The sequence below is a fragment of the Psychroflexus lacisalsi genome (assembly GCF_020164495.1).
In the GTDB taxonomy this organism is placed as follows: domain Bacteria; phylum Bacteroidota; class Bacteroidia; order Flavobacteriales; family Flavobacteriaceae; genus Psychroflexus; species Psychroflexus lacisalsi.
The window spans coordinates 713,405-729,627 of the sequence record NZ_JAIQYZ010000001.1 but is presented as its reverse complement, the minus strand read 5'-3'; the positions used below and the strand labels follow the sequence as shown (position 1 = coordinate 729,627).

Here is a 16,223-nt window from a genome sequence, read left to right as displayed (position 1 = left end):
ACCCTTTACTAAATCATTTTGAAAAAGCCCTTTCAAGTCATCTTGAATATGTTTCCTAGACCCTTCCTAATACGAGTGAGTCTATTTTTAAAACCTTTATTGGTTCTAATTTATCGAGGAGATAAATTTAAAGATCCAATTGATGGAAAAACATTTTCAAAATTCTTGCCTTATGGGTATGAGAAAAAAAGAGCTAATGTCTTGAGTCCATCTACGTTATCACTAGAAAGACATCGCTTATTATGGCTTTACCTTCAAAAAAAAACAGATTTTTTCACAAGCAAACATAAAGTCCTTCACTTTGCACCCGAACAGGCATTTTACAAACGATTTAAAAGTTTGTCCAACCTAGATTATACCACTACAGATTTGAACTCTCCAATTGCAGATGTAAAAGCTGATATATGTAATTTACCTTTTGGGGATGACATGTTTGACACCATTATATGCAATCATGTTCTGGAGCATATAAAAAATGACACAAAAGCTATGCAAGAGCTATACAGAGTTCTTAAACCGGGCGGTCTGGCTATACTTCAAATTCCACAAGATCTCAATAGAGAAAAAACTTTTGAGGATAATACGATAAAGGATCCTAAAGAACGAGCCAAAATTTTTGGCCAGTATGATCACCTTAGGATTTATGGTAAAGATTATTTCGAAAAATTAAGATCAATAGGTTTTAAAGTCGAAGAAGTCGATCTCACTTCGGAATTAAATGAATCGCAAATTGACTATTATCGTCTTCAAAAAGGAGAAATAATACCGGTTTGCTTTAAACCTATTTAAAATTTTTCTACTGAATCTTGAAGGTCTTCAGAGATAAATGTCTTTTGGTTTCCATTCTGATCAGAGTAGATTAGAATCACCTTCAACCTTTCATTAGTTTCCAGAAATTTTTTAGACTCCACAAATCCCATCGCCATAAAAGCAGTAGCAAATGCATCTGCATCTGTACAAGAATCGGCAATGACTGATGCTGATAAAACATCGGATTTTTGGGACTTACCAGTTTTGGGATTAATAGTGTGGACATATTTTTGACCAGTCGTTGAATCTATTCGAAATTTCCTGTAATTCCCAGAAGTTGCTAGAGATTGATTGTAAAGGTTAACACCATATTCCAATTCCCTTGAACCGCCTTCTAAGGGCATTTCGATCCCTATTTTCCATGGACTTTGGTTATTCAAATTTTGACCCATAACTGAAACTTCCCCTCCTATTTCAACAAGAAAATTTTCTACCCCTTTAGACTGGATGAAATCAGCAAAGACATCTACCGTATAGCCCTTGGCTATTGCATTGAAATCTATGTAGGAGATTGAAGAATCAAAAGTTATTTTGGAGTCGGCTGTTAATTGGATTTTATCAAAACCAATCAACTGATGAAGAGAGTCAAATTCTTCATCTGTGACAATATCTGAATACCCTCCAGGTCCAAAACCATAAGCATTGACAAGTACTCCTACACTTGGATCGAAATATCCATTTGTGGCTTTATAAATGCGTTGAGAAGCTTTATAAACTTTTTTGAAATGGGTATCAACTACAATTGTAGTGTCACCGGAATTAATTTTAGAAATGTCGGAATCCTCAACATAAGTGCTCATCGAAGAGTTTATCACCTTTAGTATGGAATCAATTTCTAAAGGTCGAATGGTCTCATCAGAAAAGTATTTAATCGAATAAGTAGTGCCTAGAGCATTTCCTTGTAGCGTTTTGACTTCAGCTAAATCATTACATGAGATTAAAACTAAAAAACTTAAAAATAACAGGATATGCTTCATTTGATTTCAATTAAACCTGAATAGTTCAAAACGTAATCTTCTTCTGAATCTACAGGCAATTCGTAACTAATGGAATTTGCAATTCCTACACCAGCATAAAAAGTTTTAGCCTCAAAACTGGTTGCATGTTTAGAAACCTTCTGCAAAAGCTCTTCGTTATATATAACTGGATTATCAGGATATGTAACAGCTCTTACAACTACAAATACCATTTTTTTAGCTTTTGTAGCTACAAACTGAGGGTTTTTAGATTTTTTGCTGTTAACAGCTAAAAACTCGTATCCCAAATCTTCTAAGTCTTTACCAACAACATTCATGGCAAGATTATGCAATTGTTGTTCTGTAAGTAATCCCATTTTAAAAGATATAAAAAAACCCAAACAGATTTAATGTTTGGGTTTCGTATGGTAAATTAAAGATTATCCTCCGAAGTCATCAAATCTGATATTTTCGTCGGCCATTCCAAAGTCTTCGCCCATTTTTTGAACTGCTTGGTTCATCAAAGGAGGTCCGCAAAAATATAATTCAATGTCTTCTGGTTCTTCATGATGACTTAAATAATTATCGATAACACATTGGTGAATAAAACCAACAAAACCATCGCCTTCACCATCTAAACCATCTTTAACTTTCCAATTATCTTCTTCCTGTGGCTCGGATAGAGCTAGGTAAAATTTAAAGTTAGGAAAATCTCTTTCCAAGGCTCTAAAGTGTTCAGTATAAAATAATTCACGTTTAGAACGACCTCCATACCAAAATGTAACTTTTCTTCCCGTCTTTAAAGTTCTGAAAAGATGGTATAAATGAGAACGCATAGGAGCCATTCCAGCACCACCACCGACATATAGCATTTCGGCTTCGCTTTCGTTGATAAAAAATTCACCATAAGGACCTGAAATAGTAACCTTATCACCTGCTTTACAACCAAATATATATGAAGATGCAACACCAGGATTCACATCCATCCAGTCACCTTTAGATTTATCAAACGGTGGAGTTGCTATACGAACGTTTAGCATTACACGCTTTCCTTCTGCAGGATAAGAAGCCATAGAATATGCTCTTTCAACAGTTTCAGGATTTTTCATCACTAATGGCCACAATTTAAATGTATCCCACTCAGCTTTAAATTTATCTTTTTCATCAGGATGTTCTTCTGGATGAGCTGTGATATCCATATCCTCAAATTTTACTTCACAAGGAGGTACTTCAATTTGGATGTAACCACCAGCCCTGTAGTCCATATCTTCAGGAATCTCGACAATAAACTCCTTAATAAATGAGGCTACATTATAATTTGAAGCTACAGTAGCTTCCCATTTTTTTATACCAAAAACTTCTTCTGGTATTTCGATTTTCATGTCTTGTTTTACTTTAACCTGACATCCTAATCTCCATCCTTCGGCAATTTCTTTTCTTGAAAAGTGAGGTTCTTCAGTTGGTAAAATTGAGCCACCACCCTCTGTTACGATACATTTACACTGGATACAAGTACCACCACCTCCACAAGCTGAAGGCAAAAATAATTTGTTATCACTTAATGTATTTAATAGGGTTGAACCTGATCCAACTTCTAAGTCTTCCTCACCATTTACATTAATCTTAACTGGACCCGAAGGCGATAATTTTGATTTTGCTGTAAGTAAAATTACTACCAACAATAAAATTAAAGTTAAGAATACTGCAACACTCGCTAATATAACTGTCATAATCCTCTGTGTTTATAATTTAATTCCCATAAAACTCATAAATCCAATCGCCATCAATCCTGTAATGATGAATGTTATTCCAAGCCCTTTCAAAGGAGCTGGAACATTAGAATAAGCTATTTTCTCTCTAATCGCAGCAATAGCTAGAATAGCCAAAAACCAACCTATACCACTACCTAAGCCATAGACTGCTGCACCTTCAATACCACTAAAATCTTTTTGCTGCATAAATAATGATCCGCCTAAAATAGCACAGTTTACAGCAATAAGCGGTAAAAAAATACCTAGTGACCCGTAAAGAGCTGGTGCATATTTTTCAACTATCATCTCTACAAGCTGAACCATTGATGCAATTACAGCTATAAACATGATAAAGCTGAGAAAGCTCAAATCTACGTCGGCGAATCCTGGGCCTAACCAGCTTAGTGCTCCAGATTGCAGCAGGTAATTATCTAAAAGATAATTGACAGGCACTGTAATAAGTAGTACAAATATAACAGCAGCACCAAGTCCAACCGCTGTTTTTACTGTTTTTGAAACAGCTAAGTAAGAGCACATGCCTAAGAAATAGGCAAAAATCATATTTTCTATGAAAATACTTTTAACAAATAAGTTTACTAAATCCATCTATGAGGTTTATTTAATTTTCTTCAATTAATTTTCTATTTCTAGCTCTTTGTATCCAAATAAGAACTCCGACTACTATAAGTGCCATTGGCGATAATAAGAAAAATCCATTATCCTCATACCCTAAAGCATATAAACCAGTTGATTCTGCCATGGTAACACCTTTGTGACCTAAGACTTCATAGCCAAGTAACTTACCTGAACCGAATAGTTCTCTAAAGAAAGCAACTATAATAAGAATAAGTCCATATCCTGCCGCATTACCGATACCATCCAAAAAGGATTTATAAACTCCATTACCCAGAGCAAATGCTTCCAATCTACCCATGATAATACAATTTGTAATAATCAGACCAATGAATATAGAAAGTTGTTTACTAACATCAAATGCGTAAGCTTTCAAAATTTGATCAACTAAAATTACCATAGAGGCAACAACAACTAACTGAACTATAATTCTAATTCTACTTGGAATTGAATTCCTAAGAAGTGAAATAATAACATTACTAAATGCCATTACAAAGACAACAGCAAGCGACATCACAATAGCTGGCTTAAGCTGAACTGTAATTGCTAAGGCTGAACAAATACCTAAAACTTGAACAGTTATAGGATTATTGTCATCCAACGGATCCTTTAATATCTTTCGATTAGCCTTTGATAAGAAATGTTCTTTTTCCTCAGAACTTGATAAGAAAAGTAACATCTCGCTTTTCTTTTTTTCTTCTTCTGTTTGAGGCTTTTGATTTGTTTCTAAGCTCATAATTATCTTGTTACAACTTTAATTTCCTGACGCTTCTTAAAGAAAGGTAAATAATTTTTCAACCTTTTCTCGATCATTTCTGTTACACCATCACCAGTAATAGTCGCACCAGAAATAGAATCTACTTTATTATCATCTTTATCATTTCCACCACTATATCCCTTTACAACACTTACACCAACTAATTCTCCGTTGTTATCAAAAATCTTTTCATCTACGAAGCGTTGTTGAAACCAATCAGTAGTAATCTCTGCTCCTAGACCAGCAGTTTCTCCTTTATGGTCAAAAATGACTCCTTTTATAGTGTTTGCATCGTCTTTTAGAGCGATGTACCCCCAAATTGCATCCCATAATCCATTACCTCTCATAGGAGCGATGTAATAATCTGAATTATCATAATTTGCCAAATATATTGGAAAAGATTGCTCTTCAATTGGCTTTGAAAGTTCTTTCGCTAAATCAACTTCAAAAGCATCTACATCTTCTTTTTCTTCACCTTCATAATCTAAAGTGATTTGCTGAGTAATGTGCTTATTGAATAGTGTTTCAGCATTTTCTCTATCTGTTTCAATACCTACAGTAGATAATATACTTTGCATTTTCTCTTTACGAACATTTTCTTTTTGAAGCGGACTTAGTGTTGTTGATGTGAATGATAATGTCACAGCAACAATTACAACCATCGCAATTGCAAAAATAAATGTGTATGCGTTACTATTTTTATTCATGTTATGCTGTTTTAACTGATTTCATGTCTAAACGTTTCTTTCTTTTCTTGATGTTACCTTCAATTACATAGTGGTCGATTGTCGGTGCAAAGACATTCAACAACAATATTGATAACATAATCCCTTCTGGATAAGCAGGATTCAATGTTCTAATTAAAATAGCTGTTAAACCTATTAGAACGCCATAAATCCATTTACCTTTCATAGTCTGGGCAGCGCTTACAGGATCTGTTGCCATGAAAACGATTCCAAAAGCAAATCCGCCAACTATTAAGTGATTGTACCATGGGAAATTTGTCAAACCATTTCCTTCTACACCCATTGATGGTAAAGCGTTTAAAAGTAATCCCATCGCCGCAGCACCAATTACACCACTTAAGATAATTCTCCAATCAGCAACTTTAGTTAAAATTAAAATTAAAGCACCAGCAACAATACAAAGCGTTGATGTTTCTGAAATAGAACCCGGTATAATTCCCGTGAACATTTCTGCAGCGTTATAGGTCACTTCTTTATTTGCAGCAAGAGAACCCAATATAGTTTCACCGGAAATGCTATCCACATTTGAAGCCTCACTGACCCATATTTTGTTTCCAGACATATAAGTAGGGTAGGCAAAGAAAGCAAAAGCTCTTGCTGTTAAGGCAGGATTCAAGATATTCATTCCAGTTCCTCCAAAGGCTTCCTTGCCAATCAAGACTGCAAATATAACTGACAATGCAACCATCCACAATGGAATGTCAACCGGCATAATCATTGGGATAAGCAATCCAGTAACTAAGTATCCTTCATTAACTTCATGTCCTCTCATTATTGCAAAAGCGAATTCTAATCCTAAACCTACGGCATAGGATACTACAATCATTGGAACTATTTTATAAGCTCCATGTAAAAATGCTTCAAGAAATGCTGGATTTTCACCTAGCTGAGTGTAATGTTGGTAACCAGCGTTCCACATTCCAAAAATTAATGCAGGTATTAAAGCTAGCACAACTGTTATCATCGTCCTCTTCAAATCTACCGCATCTCTAATGTGTGCCCCTTTTTTAGTTGTATGATCAGGTACAAATAAGAAAGTGTCAAGCGCATTAATTGCTGGACGATATTTTTCTAATTTATTACCTGGCTCAAAAGGCTCTTTAATTTGATCAATTTTCTGTCTAATCCAATTCATAGTTATTATATAAATTTATCCTACTTCAGTTATCATTAAATCTAAACCATTGCGTATAATTTCTTGCGCTTCGATTTTAGATGTATTTGTATATTCTACTAGCGCGAAATCTTCTGGCACTACTTCATAGATTCCTAAATTCTCCATTTTCTCTATATCTCCAGCCATACAAGCTTTTAAAAGTTGCATAGGCAGAATATCCATTGGCATCATTTCTTCCATTTCGCCTGTCACTACAAGCGCTCTCTCTTCTCCGTTTAGATTTGTATTTACATCATACTTTTTGTTTGGAAACAACCAAGACAAGGAAGTTTTTGATGCGGAGTGGATATCATTGTCTTTAAAAGGCACCCAACCAAACATTCTGTATTCATTTCCTTCTGGAATCACAGTAAGCGTATTGGAAAAAAAATTAATATAGCCATCGCTTTCAATCTTTTCACCTGTCAATACATTACCACTAATTATTCTTGAGTTATCTTCAAAATCAGTCAAGAATGATTTAACTTCAGAACCAATAATGGTTTTAAAATATTTTCTATTATTTTCATGGGCAGCAGATCCAGTTACTACAACTGTTCTTTCAGCATTGTATTTTCCAGTTTTAAACTGCTCACCAATGATCGCAACATCTTCAGGATTGATGGTCCAAACACGCTCACCTCTATTCATCGGTTCAGTTTCGTGGATTAACGTTCCTACATTACCAGCAGGATGTGGTCCTGATATTGTAATTAGTTCAACATTTTGAACATCTTTCAGGAAAGTTGCTGACTGTTTATCTACTCCTAAGTAAACCTTACCTCCTGTTAATTTTGTAAGCGCATTGATACCGTTCTGAAAATATTCAGCTTTATCCTTTAAAACCAACTCATGAGACGCAGATAAAGGAGCTGTATCATATGCTGATATGTAAATAGCTTTGGGAGTATCATCAGCATCAGCTGGAATATTATACGGTCTTTGGTTCAGAAAAATCCCTAAACCAGTTGAAAAAATTCTTTCTTTAACCAATGAAGACTCAGACTCCAAAGGATTCATTGATCCAAAATCTTTATATTCTATATAGTCATCTGCTTCGATGATAACTTCTAAAATTTTCCTCTTTGCTCCACGCTTAATTTCTTTAAGAACACCACTCACAGGAGAAACAACCCTTGTCTTATCAGAGTATTTTGAGAAAAAAACTTCATCTCCTGCTTTTATCTTAGCACCTTCCTTTAAAACCAACTTTGGTACCAAAGAGTGAAAATTTGAAGGTCTTAAAGCAACAGTTTTTGATTTCTGTGCTTGTTCAATTGAATTTTTGGCTTCACCTTTTAGATTTAGCTTTAAACCCTTTTTAATTTTTACGTCTATGGGCATCTTTAAATAAAATTTTATTTGGTTTGCAAATTTAATAATTTAACTTACATTCCTAAAGCAAACAAATCTTATAGTTCTATTATTTATAATTAATCTAAACAATTAAATGAGCTTAATAAATATAAGGCTTAACAATATTATTAAAAAGTTTATCCTCCTTATTTTAATAACTTTTACAAGTTCTTCAATAAAAGGTCAGGAGGTTTACGAGACTTTACCTCCAGATTTCATCAAAACCATAGAATTCTTTGGATCTTCTGATGAGTTTAGTGGCACACCAATCATATCAATTAATGAGACCTTAAATCTCAAATTTGATGATTTGACTGCAGCTGAAAATGATTATTACTATGAAATCGAGCATTACAATTTTGACTGGACTCCTTCCAAACTTTCCAAAAACGAATATCTGGAAGGATTTGATAATATCAGATTATTCAATTTTGTAAATTCATTCACAACGCTTCAGCCATATACACATTATGAACTGAGTTTTCCAAATGAAAACACACGGGGCTTGAAAGTAAGTGGTAATTATATGCTCAAGATCTTCAATTCCAATAAAGAACTGTTGTTCTCAAGAAAATTTATTGTCTTTGAAAATCTGGTTAATGTCGATATCATAATAAGAAGATCAAGAAATCTTACTTACTTAGATAAAAAACAAGTTGTAAATTTTGAAGTAGGAAGAGATGATTTTATTTTCAGAAATCCCGAACAAACTGTCAACACTGTTGTTGTTCAAAACAATGATTTTAATACAGCTATTTACGATTTAAAACCTCAGTTCACTCAAGGGAACAGACTTATATATAGATACGATGAAGAATCCTCTTTTTGGGGAGGCAATGAATATTTCAACTTCGATAACAAAGACATAAGACAAGGTACACTTAGAATAGAGCGCGTGGAACTCGACGATTTATATAACTCATTTTTGTATCCTAATTTTTTAAGAGCGGGAAATGTTTATACGTTTTATCCTGATATAAACGGGGCTTTCAGAATTAATACGATTCAAGGTGATGATATTGATATTGAATCTGAGTATGCCAAGGTCCATTTTACTTTACAAAATTCAAAAGACCTGGAAAATGGTGAGATTCATCTTTACGGAAGATTCAACAACTACGTTTTAGATGATAGTACGTTGATGAAACCTCTTGAGTCACAACCAAATATTTTGACAAACGAACTATTATTAAAACAAGGCTTCTATAATTATAAGTATGTTTTTCTCGATAAAAACGGAAATTTCAAAGAAGGTTTCATTAGCGGAAACCACGACGTTACAGAAAATGATTATCAGGTCATAGTTTACTATCGCGATATAGGAGCAAGATTTGACAGAGTCATAGGTACAGGTTTTGGAAATAGTGAAAACATCATTAATTAAGGCTTCTTAACAAGTATTAATAAAAGCTTATCACCTCGAATTTTAAAAATGATTTATTAGCTTTATATTTACATAAACCAAAAAAATAATATTAAAATTATGGGAAAAGGTTATTTTCAAGTGCCAACCGCTATAAACGAACCAATAAAAACTTATGCACCAGGTTCTCCTGAAAGAGAATCTATTGAAAAGATGTATAAGAAAATATATAGTGAAAAGGCAGAAGTTCCTCTATATATAGGTAAGGAAGAAATAAAATCAGGAAAAACTAAAAGCATTAGACCACCACACGATCATCAACATGAAGTTGGAGTTTATCATAATGCCGAAGAAGAACATGTAGACAAAGCTATTGATACTGCTTTGGAAGCCAGAAAAGAATGGGCAAAGTTACCATGGGAGCAAAGAGCTGCTGTTTTTCTAAAAGCTGCAGATCTTATCGCTGGACCCTACAGAGATAGAATGAACGCAACAACTATGATTGGTCAATCTAAAACTGTTTTTCAAGCTGAAATTGATTCTGCCTGTGAAATCTGTGATTTCCTAAGATTCAACGTTGAATACATGTCAGAAATTTACAGAGAACAACCTGAATCTGCTGATAACGAATGGAACAGATTAGAACATAGACCTCTTGAGGGATTTGTATACGCTATTACTCCTTTCAATTTTACAGCTATTGCTGGTAATTTACCATCTAGCGCTGCTTTAATGGGAAATGTTGCTGTCTGGAAACCTAGCGATAGTCAGATGCTATCAGCTCAAGTGATTATGGAAGTATTTAAAGAAGCAGGTCTACCTGATGGTGTCATAAACATGATTATAGGAGACCCAGTAATGATTACTGACAAGATTCTAGCAAGAAAAGAATTTGCTGGAATCCATTTCACTGGGAGTACAAATGTATTTAAAGGCATTTGGGCTAAAATCGGTGAAAACATCCATAATTATAATACTTACCCAAGAATAGTTGGAGAAACTGGCGGAAAAGATTTTATTGTTGCACATAAGTCTGCTGATGCGCAAGTTGTTGCAACAGCATTACTGAGAGGAGCTTTTGAATTTCAAGGACAAAAATGTAGTGCAGCTTCAAGGTCTTATGTTTCAAGTAGCTTATGGCCAAATGTAAAAGAACGTTTAGTAAAAGACGTAAAGTCAATCAAAATGGGACCTACAGGTGATTTTGGTAATTTCATGGGTGCTGTTATTCACGAACAATCTTTCGACAAATTATCCAGTTTTATTGAAAGAGCTAAGAAAAGTGATGAAGCAGAAATCATTGTTGGAGGCAAATGCGATAAGTCTAAAGGTTATTTCGTAGAACCAACTGTTATCGTGACTACCAATCCACAGTATGAAACCATGGTCGAAGAATTATTCGGTCCGGTGTTGACACTTTATGTTTATGATGACGATAAATTTGAAGAGACACTTCATGTAGTTGATAACACGAGCCAGTATGGATTAACAGGTTCTATTATTTCGACAGATCGTTATGCAGCTTCAGTTGCAACTGACATTCTGCAAAATTCTGCAGGTAATTTCTACATTAATGACAAGTGTACAGGAGCTGTAGTAGGTCGTCAGCCATTTGGAGGCGCCAGAAACAGTGGTACCAATGATAAAGCTGGATCTAAGTTTAACTTATTAAGGTGGTCTTCACCAAGATTGATAAAAGAGACTTTTGTTCCTGCAACAGATTACAAATATCCTCATATGGGATAATTATTTTCAATTAAAGTTAAATCCCTTAATCATATATGATTAAGGGATTTTTTTATGATCCATATTATCCTCTATACTTCATAGGGAGGTATACCACTTTCTTGGTATCAAAAAAGTCTTCTTTATAAAATGTAGGCAATTCAAAAACTTCTACTGTACGATAAGGCTGAAGCTCTTCAGATAAATCACCACCTTTTAAATATAGAATTCCATTTTTTCGATCATGCTTGGATTCCTTAGCAATTTTACCTTTTACCCAGTGAACAAAACTTGGCATAACAGCTACTGCCCTACTGACTATAAAATCAAATTCACCAGATATATTTTCAACACGATCGTTAATGGCCGTTACATTTTTAAGTTCCAATGCGTCAACCACTTCTTCCACAACTTTTATTTTCTTTCCTATACTATCCACCAAGGTAAACTGAGTTTCAGGAAACAAAATAGCTAGGGGGATACCTGGAAAACCTCCTCCGGTACCAACATCCAAAACCTTAGATCCAGGCAAAAAACTTTGAACTTTTGCAATACCAAGGCTATGTAGCACATGGCGTATATAAATTTCATCAATATCTTTCCTGGAGACGACATTAATTTTTTGATTCCAATCCTTGTAAACTTCTGCTATTTTTTCAAATTGCTTTATTTGTGATTCATCAATATCGGCAAAGTAATGTTTTATTAATTCCACTGTTTTGAATTTTCTAGCGCGAAAATAGCAGTTATTATCATCAAATGAATCAAAATGCAACTTGATTATTTTTAATCAAATTGCGACAACAAAAAAGATTTGGACAATTAAACTTCCCTAAATCGAACACAATTAGTGTTCATCCAAAGCACCGATATATATAAATTTTTATATTTGTTATACATAACTTTTACGATGACAAATCCAACAATTAAATTCTCGAGAAAAGATCCTCAGAAATTCTTTAAGACACTTAACAAAAGAGTAAATAACTACTTTAATGAAAACGGAGTCAAGAAAACTGGTAACTGGAAATTGCACCTTAAGACAATTTTTATGTTCAGTTTATTTTTAACCCCATATTTCTTAATTCTATTTTTAGACGTTTCCGGTTGGTGGAAATTACTATTTACCATGTTGATGGGAGTTGGAATGGCCGGAGTAGGTATGAATGTCATGCATGATGGAAATCATGGCACTTACTCTAAAAAGAAATGGGTTAATAAATTTATGGGAAGTTCCATTTATATTTTGGCAGGTAATGTTTACAACTGGCAAGTCCAACATAATGTGCTTCACCATACTTACACCAACATTCATGGCCATGACGAAGATATAGACGCTGGAGGAATTATTAGATTTTCAAAACATGCTAAGTGGAAACGTTTCCATAAGTTTCAGCATATTTATTCTGTTTTTCTTTATGGATTATTGACTTTCAACTGGTCACTTACATCAGATTTTAAACAAACAAGGAGTTATCTGAAGCGTCAACTTTCCTACGGAAAAATGCCTAGCAAATGGAAGCAATGGATCTTATTGGCTGTTACTAAAGCTTTATATCTTTCTATTTGGATTGTCATTCCTATATTAATTGGAATTGTATGGTGGAAAGTTCTCTTAGGTTTTTTCATCATGCATTATACTGCTGGTTTGATTTTGAGCATCATATTTCAATTAGCACACATGGTTGAAGAAAACGATATGCCAATGCCAAATGAAGTTGGAGAAATGAAAAATACATGGGCAATTCACCAATTATTCACAACTGCGAATTTTGCAACAAACAACAAATTAATGAGTTGGTTTAGTGGTGGTTTGAATCATCAAGTAGAACATCACATATTTCCGAATATCAGTCACATTCACTATGATAAAATAAGCAAGATTGTTAAAGAAACGGCCAAAGAATTCGACCTCCCTTATAATGAGTATGAATCAACAAGAGAAGCTATAAAATCGCACTTTAGACATCTACGCATGCTTGGAAGTGAGCCACAATTATCATAATTTAAAAATTACATGATCCAACTATCCGATAAAATTCAAAAACTTGAAACCTCTGCAACTTTGGCTATGGCAGCAAAAGCCAGAGAATTAAAAGCCGAAGGTAAAGATATCATAGGCCTTAGTCTTGGCGAACCAGATTTCAATACTCCAGATTTCATAAAGGAATCGGCCATAAAAGCTATTAATGATAATTATAATTCATATACCCCTGTAGATGGTTATGAAGATCTAAAAAAAGCTATTAAAGGAAAATTTAAAAGGGACAATAATCTTGATTATGGATTGAATCAAATAGTCGTTTCTACAGGGGCTAAACAATCGTTGTACAATGTTGCTTCTGTTTTATTGAATAAGGGAGATGAAGTTATACTACCTTGTCCTTACTGGGTAAGCTACAGTGATATTGTCAAATTAAATGGAGGTATTCCAGTTGAAGTTCAAACAGATATAGATCAAGATTTTAAAATGACTCCTGATCAGCTGAAATCCGCTATTACCCCGAAAACTAAAATGATTTGGTACAGTTCACCCTGTAATCCCAGTGGATCTGTTTATTCTAAGGATGAATTGAAAGCACTAGCTGAAGTTCTTAAAGATCATCCTGACATCATCATTGTGAGTGATGAAATCTACGAGCATATCAATTTTGGGAACGAACGATTTTCTATGGCTGAAATTCCAGAAATGTACAACAGAACTGTGACCGTTAATGGAGTTTCAAAGGCTTTTGCGATGACAGGTTGGAGAATTGGTTATATAGGAGCCCCGGAAAAAATAGCCAATGCTTGTAAGAAATTACAAGGCCAGGTCACAAGTGGTGCAAACTGTATAGCTCAGCGTGCTGTCATAACAGCTCTTGAAGCACCATTGGATAAAATACAATACATGATTGATAAATTCAAATCTAGAAGAAAGCTGATTCTAGATTTGATTGAAACTATTCCAGGTTTTGAGTGCAATGAACCTGAAGGAGCATTTTACGTATTTCCAAACGTTTCTTCCTTTTTTGGAAAGACTTATAATGGGAAACTTATTGAAAATGCAACTGATTTCTCCATGTTTTTATTGGAAGTAGCTAATGTTGCTACAGTCACTGGAGAAGCTTTTGGAAACCCAGATTGCATAAGAATATCCTATGCTGCTAGCGAATCTGACATAAAAGAAGCCATGGAAAGAATCAAAAAATCAATAAGTTAACTTATTGATTTTTTTCTTTTATAATATAATCTCCTCCTTGGTAAACAACCCTTTGTGGCATTGATATTTCTAGGCCTGCTATGTCAAGAGATTTCTTTACAGATTCCATCTGTTCCCAGAACACAGGCCAATATAATTGTGAGTCTACCCAACATCTTGCTACAATACGCATTTCAGATTCAAGAAATTCTTCCAACCAAACATCTGGCTCGGGATCGGTCTCAATTTGCTTATGAGATTTCAAAGCTTTCAAAACAACCTCTCGTATTTGATCAATATCGGTTTTATAAGTGAATCGCAGTTCTAAATCTATTCGCCTAGTAGGTTCCATTGTTCGGTTATCAACGTCACTATTTGCTACATTACCATTAGGCATTGTTATAATTCTTCCATCGAACGTTTTAATTCTCGTGTAAAGAATGTCAACCTTCACCACATGCCCTTTATGTTGATTAACAGCAATTAAATCTCCGGCTTTAAAAGGTTTGAAGACTAAAATCAAAACACCACCTGCAAAATTAGCAAGGCTTCCTTGAAGAGCAAGACCTATAGCTATTCCTGCTGCTCCAAAAATAGCAAGGAAAGACGTTGCCTTTATTCCTAAAATAGAACCGATAAGGGTAAATAATAACCCATAAAGTATAAAAACAGATAAACTTTCTACGAAGGTCTTGAGGGACAATTCAACTTTTGATTTTTTTAAAGTTGCTTTCAAGAGTCTCATAATTAATTTAATGATGAGCATTCCCAGTATAAACACTATTATCGAATACAAAAGCTTAGGCCCTAAACTCACAAGTGTTTCTTTAAAAAAACTCTTAATTGAGTCAATAAATGATGTATCCATATTCTGAATTATATTTTTGGATAAGATAATTATTAATACTTATAATCAATCAGTTTTTGGCATTCGATTCAAATTGTTAAAAATTGAAACTTATATTCTTAATCGCCATAGATAAAACTTATTCCTTCTTTAAATTTAAAATAAAAAATGAATACTTTAAAAATTACTCACATCGAAAAAATTACACCTGACGTTTTACAAATCAGAACTAGTAAACCCTCTGATTTAGAATTTAAACCTGGTCAGGCTACAGAACTTTTTATCAATCAAGAGGGCTGGAAAGATGAGGGCAGACCTTTCACATTCACCAGTCTTCCAGAGAATGATCATTTGGAATTTGTCATCAAAACTTATCCCGACCACAACGGAGTCACAGAAAAGTTGTTAGACTTAAAAGCAGGTGATGAATTGCTGCAAACCGATGTCTTTGGTAATATTTATTTTAGAGAAGAAGGAACATTTATAGCTGGTGGTGCAGGTTTAACCCCCCTAATTGCAATCCTGAGAAATAGGAATAAATATGGTGATAAGAATGAAAATAATAAACTCATCTTTGCCAATAAAACCAAAGAAGATATTATTTTGAAGGATGAATTAGAGCAAATGCTTGGAAGCAATTTTATAAATATTCTATCAAGAGAAAAAACAGAGGAACATGAACACGGGCAAATAGATCAAACATTCTTGAAAAAGCACATCTTTAATTTACAACAAAAATTCTACATATGTGGTCCAGATCCAATGATCGAAAGTGTTGTAAAAGACCTTAAAGAATTAGGTGTAGATGATGAAAACATCATTATGGAAGAATAAATTAAAACATTCAGTATTATCATAATCAGCCTCGTTAATTCGGGGCTTTTTGTTTCAAATTATTTTAAACCTTGTAGACCGATCATTTTAAATTTTACTAATACACCA

16 protein-coding genes are annotated in these 16,223 nt (G+C 34.1%); 6 read left to right on the top strand and 10 right to left on the bottom strand.

Going from position 1 to position 16,223, the window contains the following annotated elements; all coding sequences use genetic code 11:
• The first annotated feature begins 18 nt into the window (after positions 1-18).
• Positions 19-789, top strand: coding sequence for a class I SAM-dependent methyltransferase (locus LB449_RS03300; RefSeq protein ID WP_224453637.1), 771 nt, complete (start codon positions 19-21; stop codon positions 787-789).
• Here the strand turns inward: LB449_RS03300 and LB449_RS03295 are convergent.
• From LB449_RS03295 to LB449_RS03260, 8 genes are all read right to left on the bottom strand, one after another.
• Positions 786-1,787: an FAD:protein FMN transferase gene (locus LB449_RS03295; protein ID WP_224453636.1), complete on the bottom strand. Its 1,002-nt coding sequence runs from the start codon at positions 1,785-1,787 to the stop codon at positions 786-788. The two genes, LB449_RS03300 and LB449_RS03295, sit on opposite strands and share 4 nt — an antisense overlap.
• Positions 1,784-2,143, bottom strand: coding sequence for a Na(+)-translocating NADH-quinone reductase subunit F (locus tag LB449_RS03290; protein ID WP_224453635.1), 360 nt, complete (start codon positions 2,141-2,143; stop codon positions 1,784-1,786). The genes LB449_RS03295 and LB449_RS03290 overlap by 4 nt, the downstream gene beginning before the upstream one ends.
• A 63-nt stretch (positions 2,144-2,206) precedes the next feature.
• A complete protein-coding gene (gene nqrF, locus LB449_RS03285; RefSeq protein WP_224453634.1) occupies positions 2,207-3,496 on the bottom strand; it encodes an NADH:ubiquinone reductase (Na(+)-transporting) subunit F in 1,290 nt (429 codons plus the stop codon).
• A 12-nt stretch (positions 3,497-3,508) separates the two neighbouring features.
• Complete coding sequence (gene nqrE, locus LB449_RS03280) at positions 3,509-4,123, bottom strand: NADH:ubiquinone reductase (Na(+)-transporting) subunit E (RefSeq protein WP_224453633.1); 615 nt, start codon at positions 4,121-4,123, stop codon at positions 3,509-3,511.
• Positions 4,124-4,136: 13 nt separating this feature from the next.
• Entirely contained in the window at positions 4,137-4,886 is a 750-nt protein-coding gene (locus LB449_RS03275) for an NADH:ubiquinone reductase (Na(+)-transporting) subunit D (protein WP_224453632.1), read from the bottom strand.
• 2 nt (positions 4,887-4,888) lie between these two features.
• On the bottom strand, positions 4,889-5,614 hold the full coding sequence (gene nqrC, locus LB449_RS03270) for an NADH:ubiquinone reductase (Na(+)-transporting) subunit C (RefSeq protein ID WP_224453631.1): 726 nt from the start codon (positions 5,612-5,614) through the stop codon (positions 4,889-4,891).
• Position 5,615: 1 nt separating this feature from the next.
• Positions 5,616-6,788, bottom strand: a complete 1,173-nt coding sequence (locus LB449_RS03265) for an NADH:ubiquinone reductase (Na(+)-transporting) subunit B (protein WP_224453630.1) — start codon at positions 6,786-6,788, stop codon at positions 5,616-5,618.
• A gap of 15 nt (positions 6,789-6,803) precedes the next feature.
• Positions 6,804-8,153, bottom strand: coding sequence for a Na(+)-translocating NADH-quinone reductase subunit A (locus LB449_RS03260; RefSeq protein ID WP_224453629.1), 1,350 nt, complete (start codon positions 8,151-8,153; stop codon positions 6,804-6,806).
• A 106-nt stretch (positions 8,154-8,259) separates the two neighbouring features.
• On the opposite strand from LB449_RS03260, the gene LB449_RS03255 reads away from it, so the two are divergent.
• Together LB449_RS03255 and pruA are read left to right on the top strand one after the other, a co-directional pair.
• Positions 8,260-9,549, top strand: a complete 1,290-nt coding sequence (locus LB449_RS03255) for a type IX secretion system plug protein (protein ID WP_224453628.1) — start codon at positions 8,260-8,262, stop codon at positions 9,547-9,549.
• A gap of 99 nt (positions 9,550-9,648) precedes the next feature.
• A complete protein-coding gene (gene pruA, locus LB449_RS03250; protein ID WP_224453627.1) occupies positions 9,649-11,274 on the top strand; it encodes an L-glutamate gamma-semialdehyde dehydrogenase in 1,626 nt (541 codons plus the stop codon).
• A 64-nt stretch (positions 11,275-11,338) separates the two neighbouring features.
• On the opposite strand, the gene rsmG is transcribed toward pruA, so the two are convergent.
• The gene (gene rsmG / locus LB449_RS03245; RefSeq protein ID WP_224453626.1) at positions 11,339-11,968 is read right to left on the bottom strand and encodes a 16S rRNA (guanine(527)-N(7))-methyltransferase RsmG; all 630 of its coding nucleotides are present in this window, start codon (positions 11,966-11,968) and stop codon (positions 11,339-11,341) included.
• Positions 11,969-12,163: 195 nt separating this feature from the next.
• Here rsmG and LB449_RS03240 point away from each other — a divergent pair, with 195 nt between their 5' ends.
• Complete coding sequence (locus LB449_RS03240; RefSeq protein ID WP_224453625.1) at positions 12,164-13,258, top strand: fatty acid desaturase family protein; 1,095 nt, start codon at positions 12,164-12,166, stop codon at positions 13,256-13,258.
• Between the two features lie 12 nt (positions 13,259-13,270).
• Positions 13,271-14,455 carry a pyridoxal phosphate-dependent aminotransferase gene (locus LB449_RS03235; RefSeq protein WP_224453624.1) on the top strand — a complete coding sequence of 395 codons (1,185 nt, stop codon included), beginning with the start codon at positions 13,271-13,273 and terminating at the stop codon, positions 14,453-14,455.
• Between the two features lies 1 nt (position 14,456).
• Here the strand turns inward: LB449_RS03235 and LB449_RS03230 are convergent, their stop codons facing one another.
• Positions 14,457-15,302, bottom strand: a complete 846-nt coding sequence (locus LB449_RS03230; RefSeq protein ID WP_343830088.1) for a mechanosensitive ion channel family protein — start codon at positions 15,300-15,302, stop codon at positions 14,457-14,459.
• Between the two features lie 147 nt (positions 15,303-15,449).
• On the opposite strand from LB449_RS03230, the gene LB449_RS03225 reads away from it, so the two are divergent.
• Positions 15,450-16,115 carry a ferredoxin reductase domain-containing protein gene (locus LB449_RS03225; protein ID WP_224453622.1) on the top strand — a complete coding sequence of 222 codons (666 nt, stop codon included), beginning with the start codon at positions 15,450-15,452 and terminating at the stop codon, positions 16,113-16,115.
• The last annotated feature ends 108 nt before the right edge of the window (positions 16,116-16,223 follow it).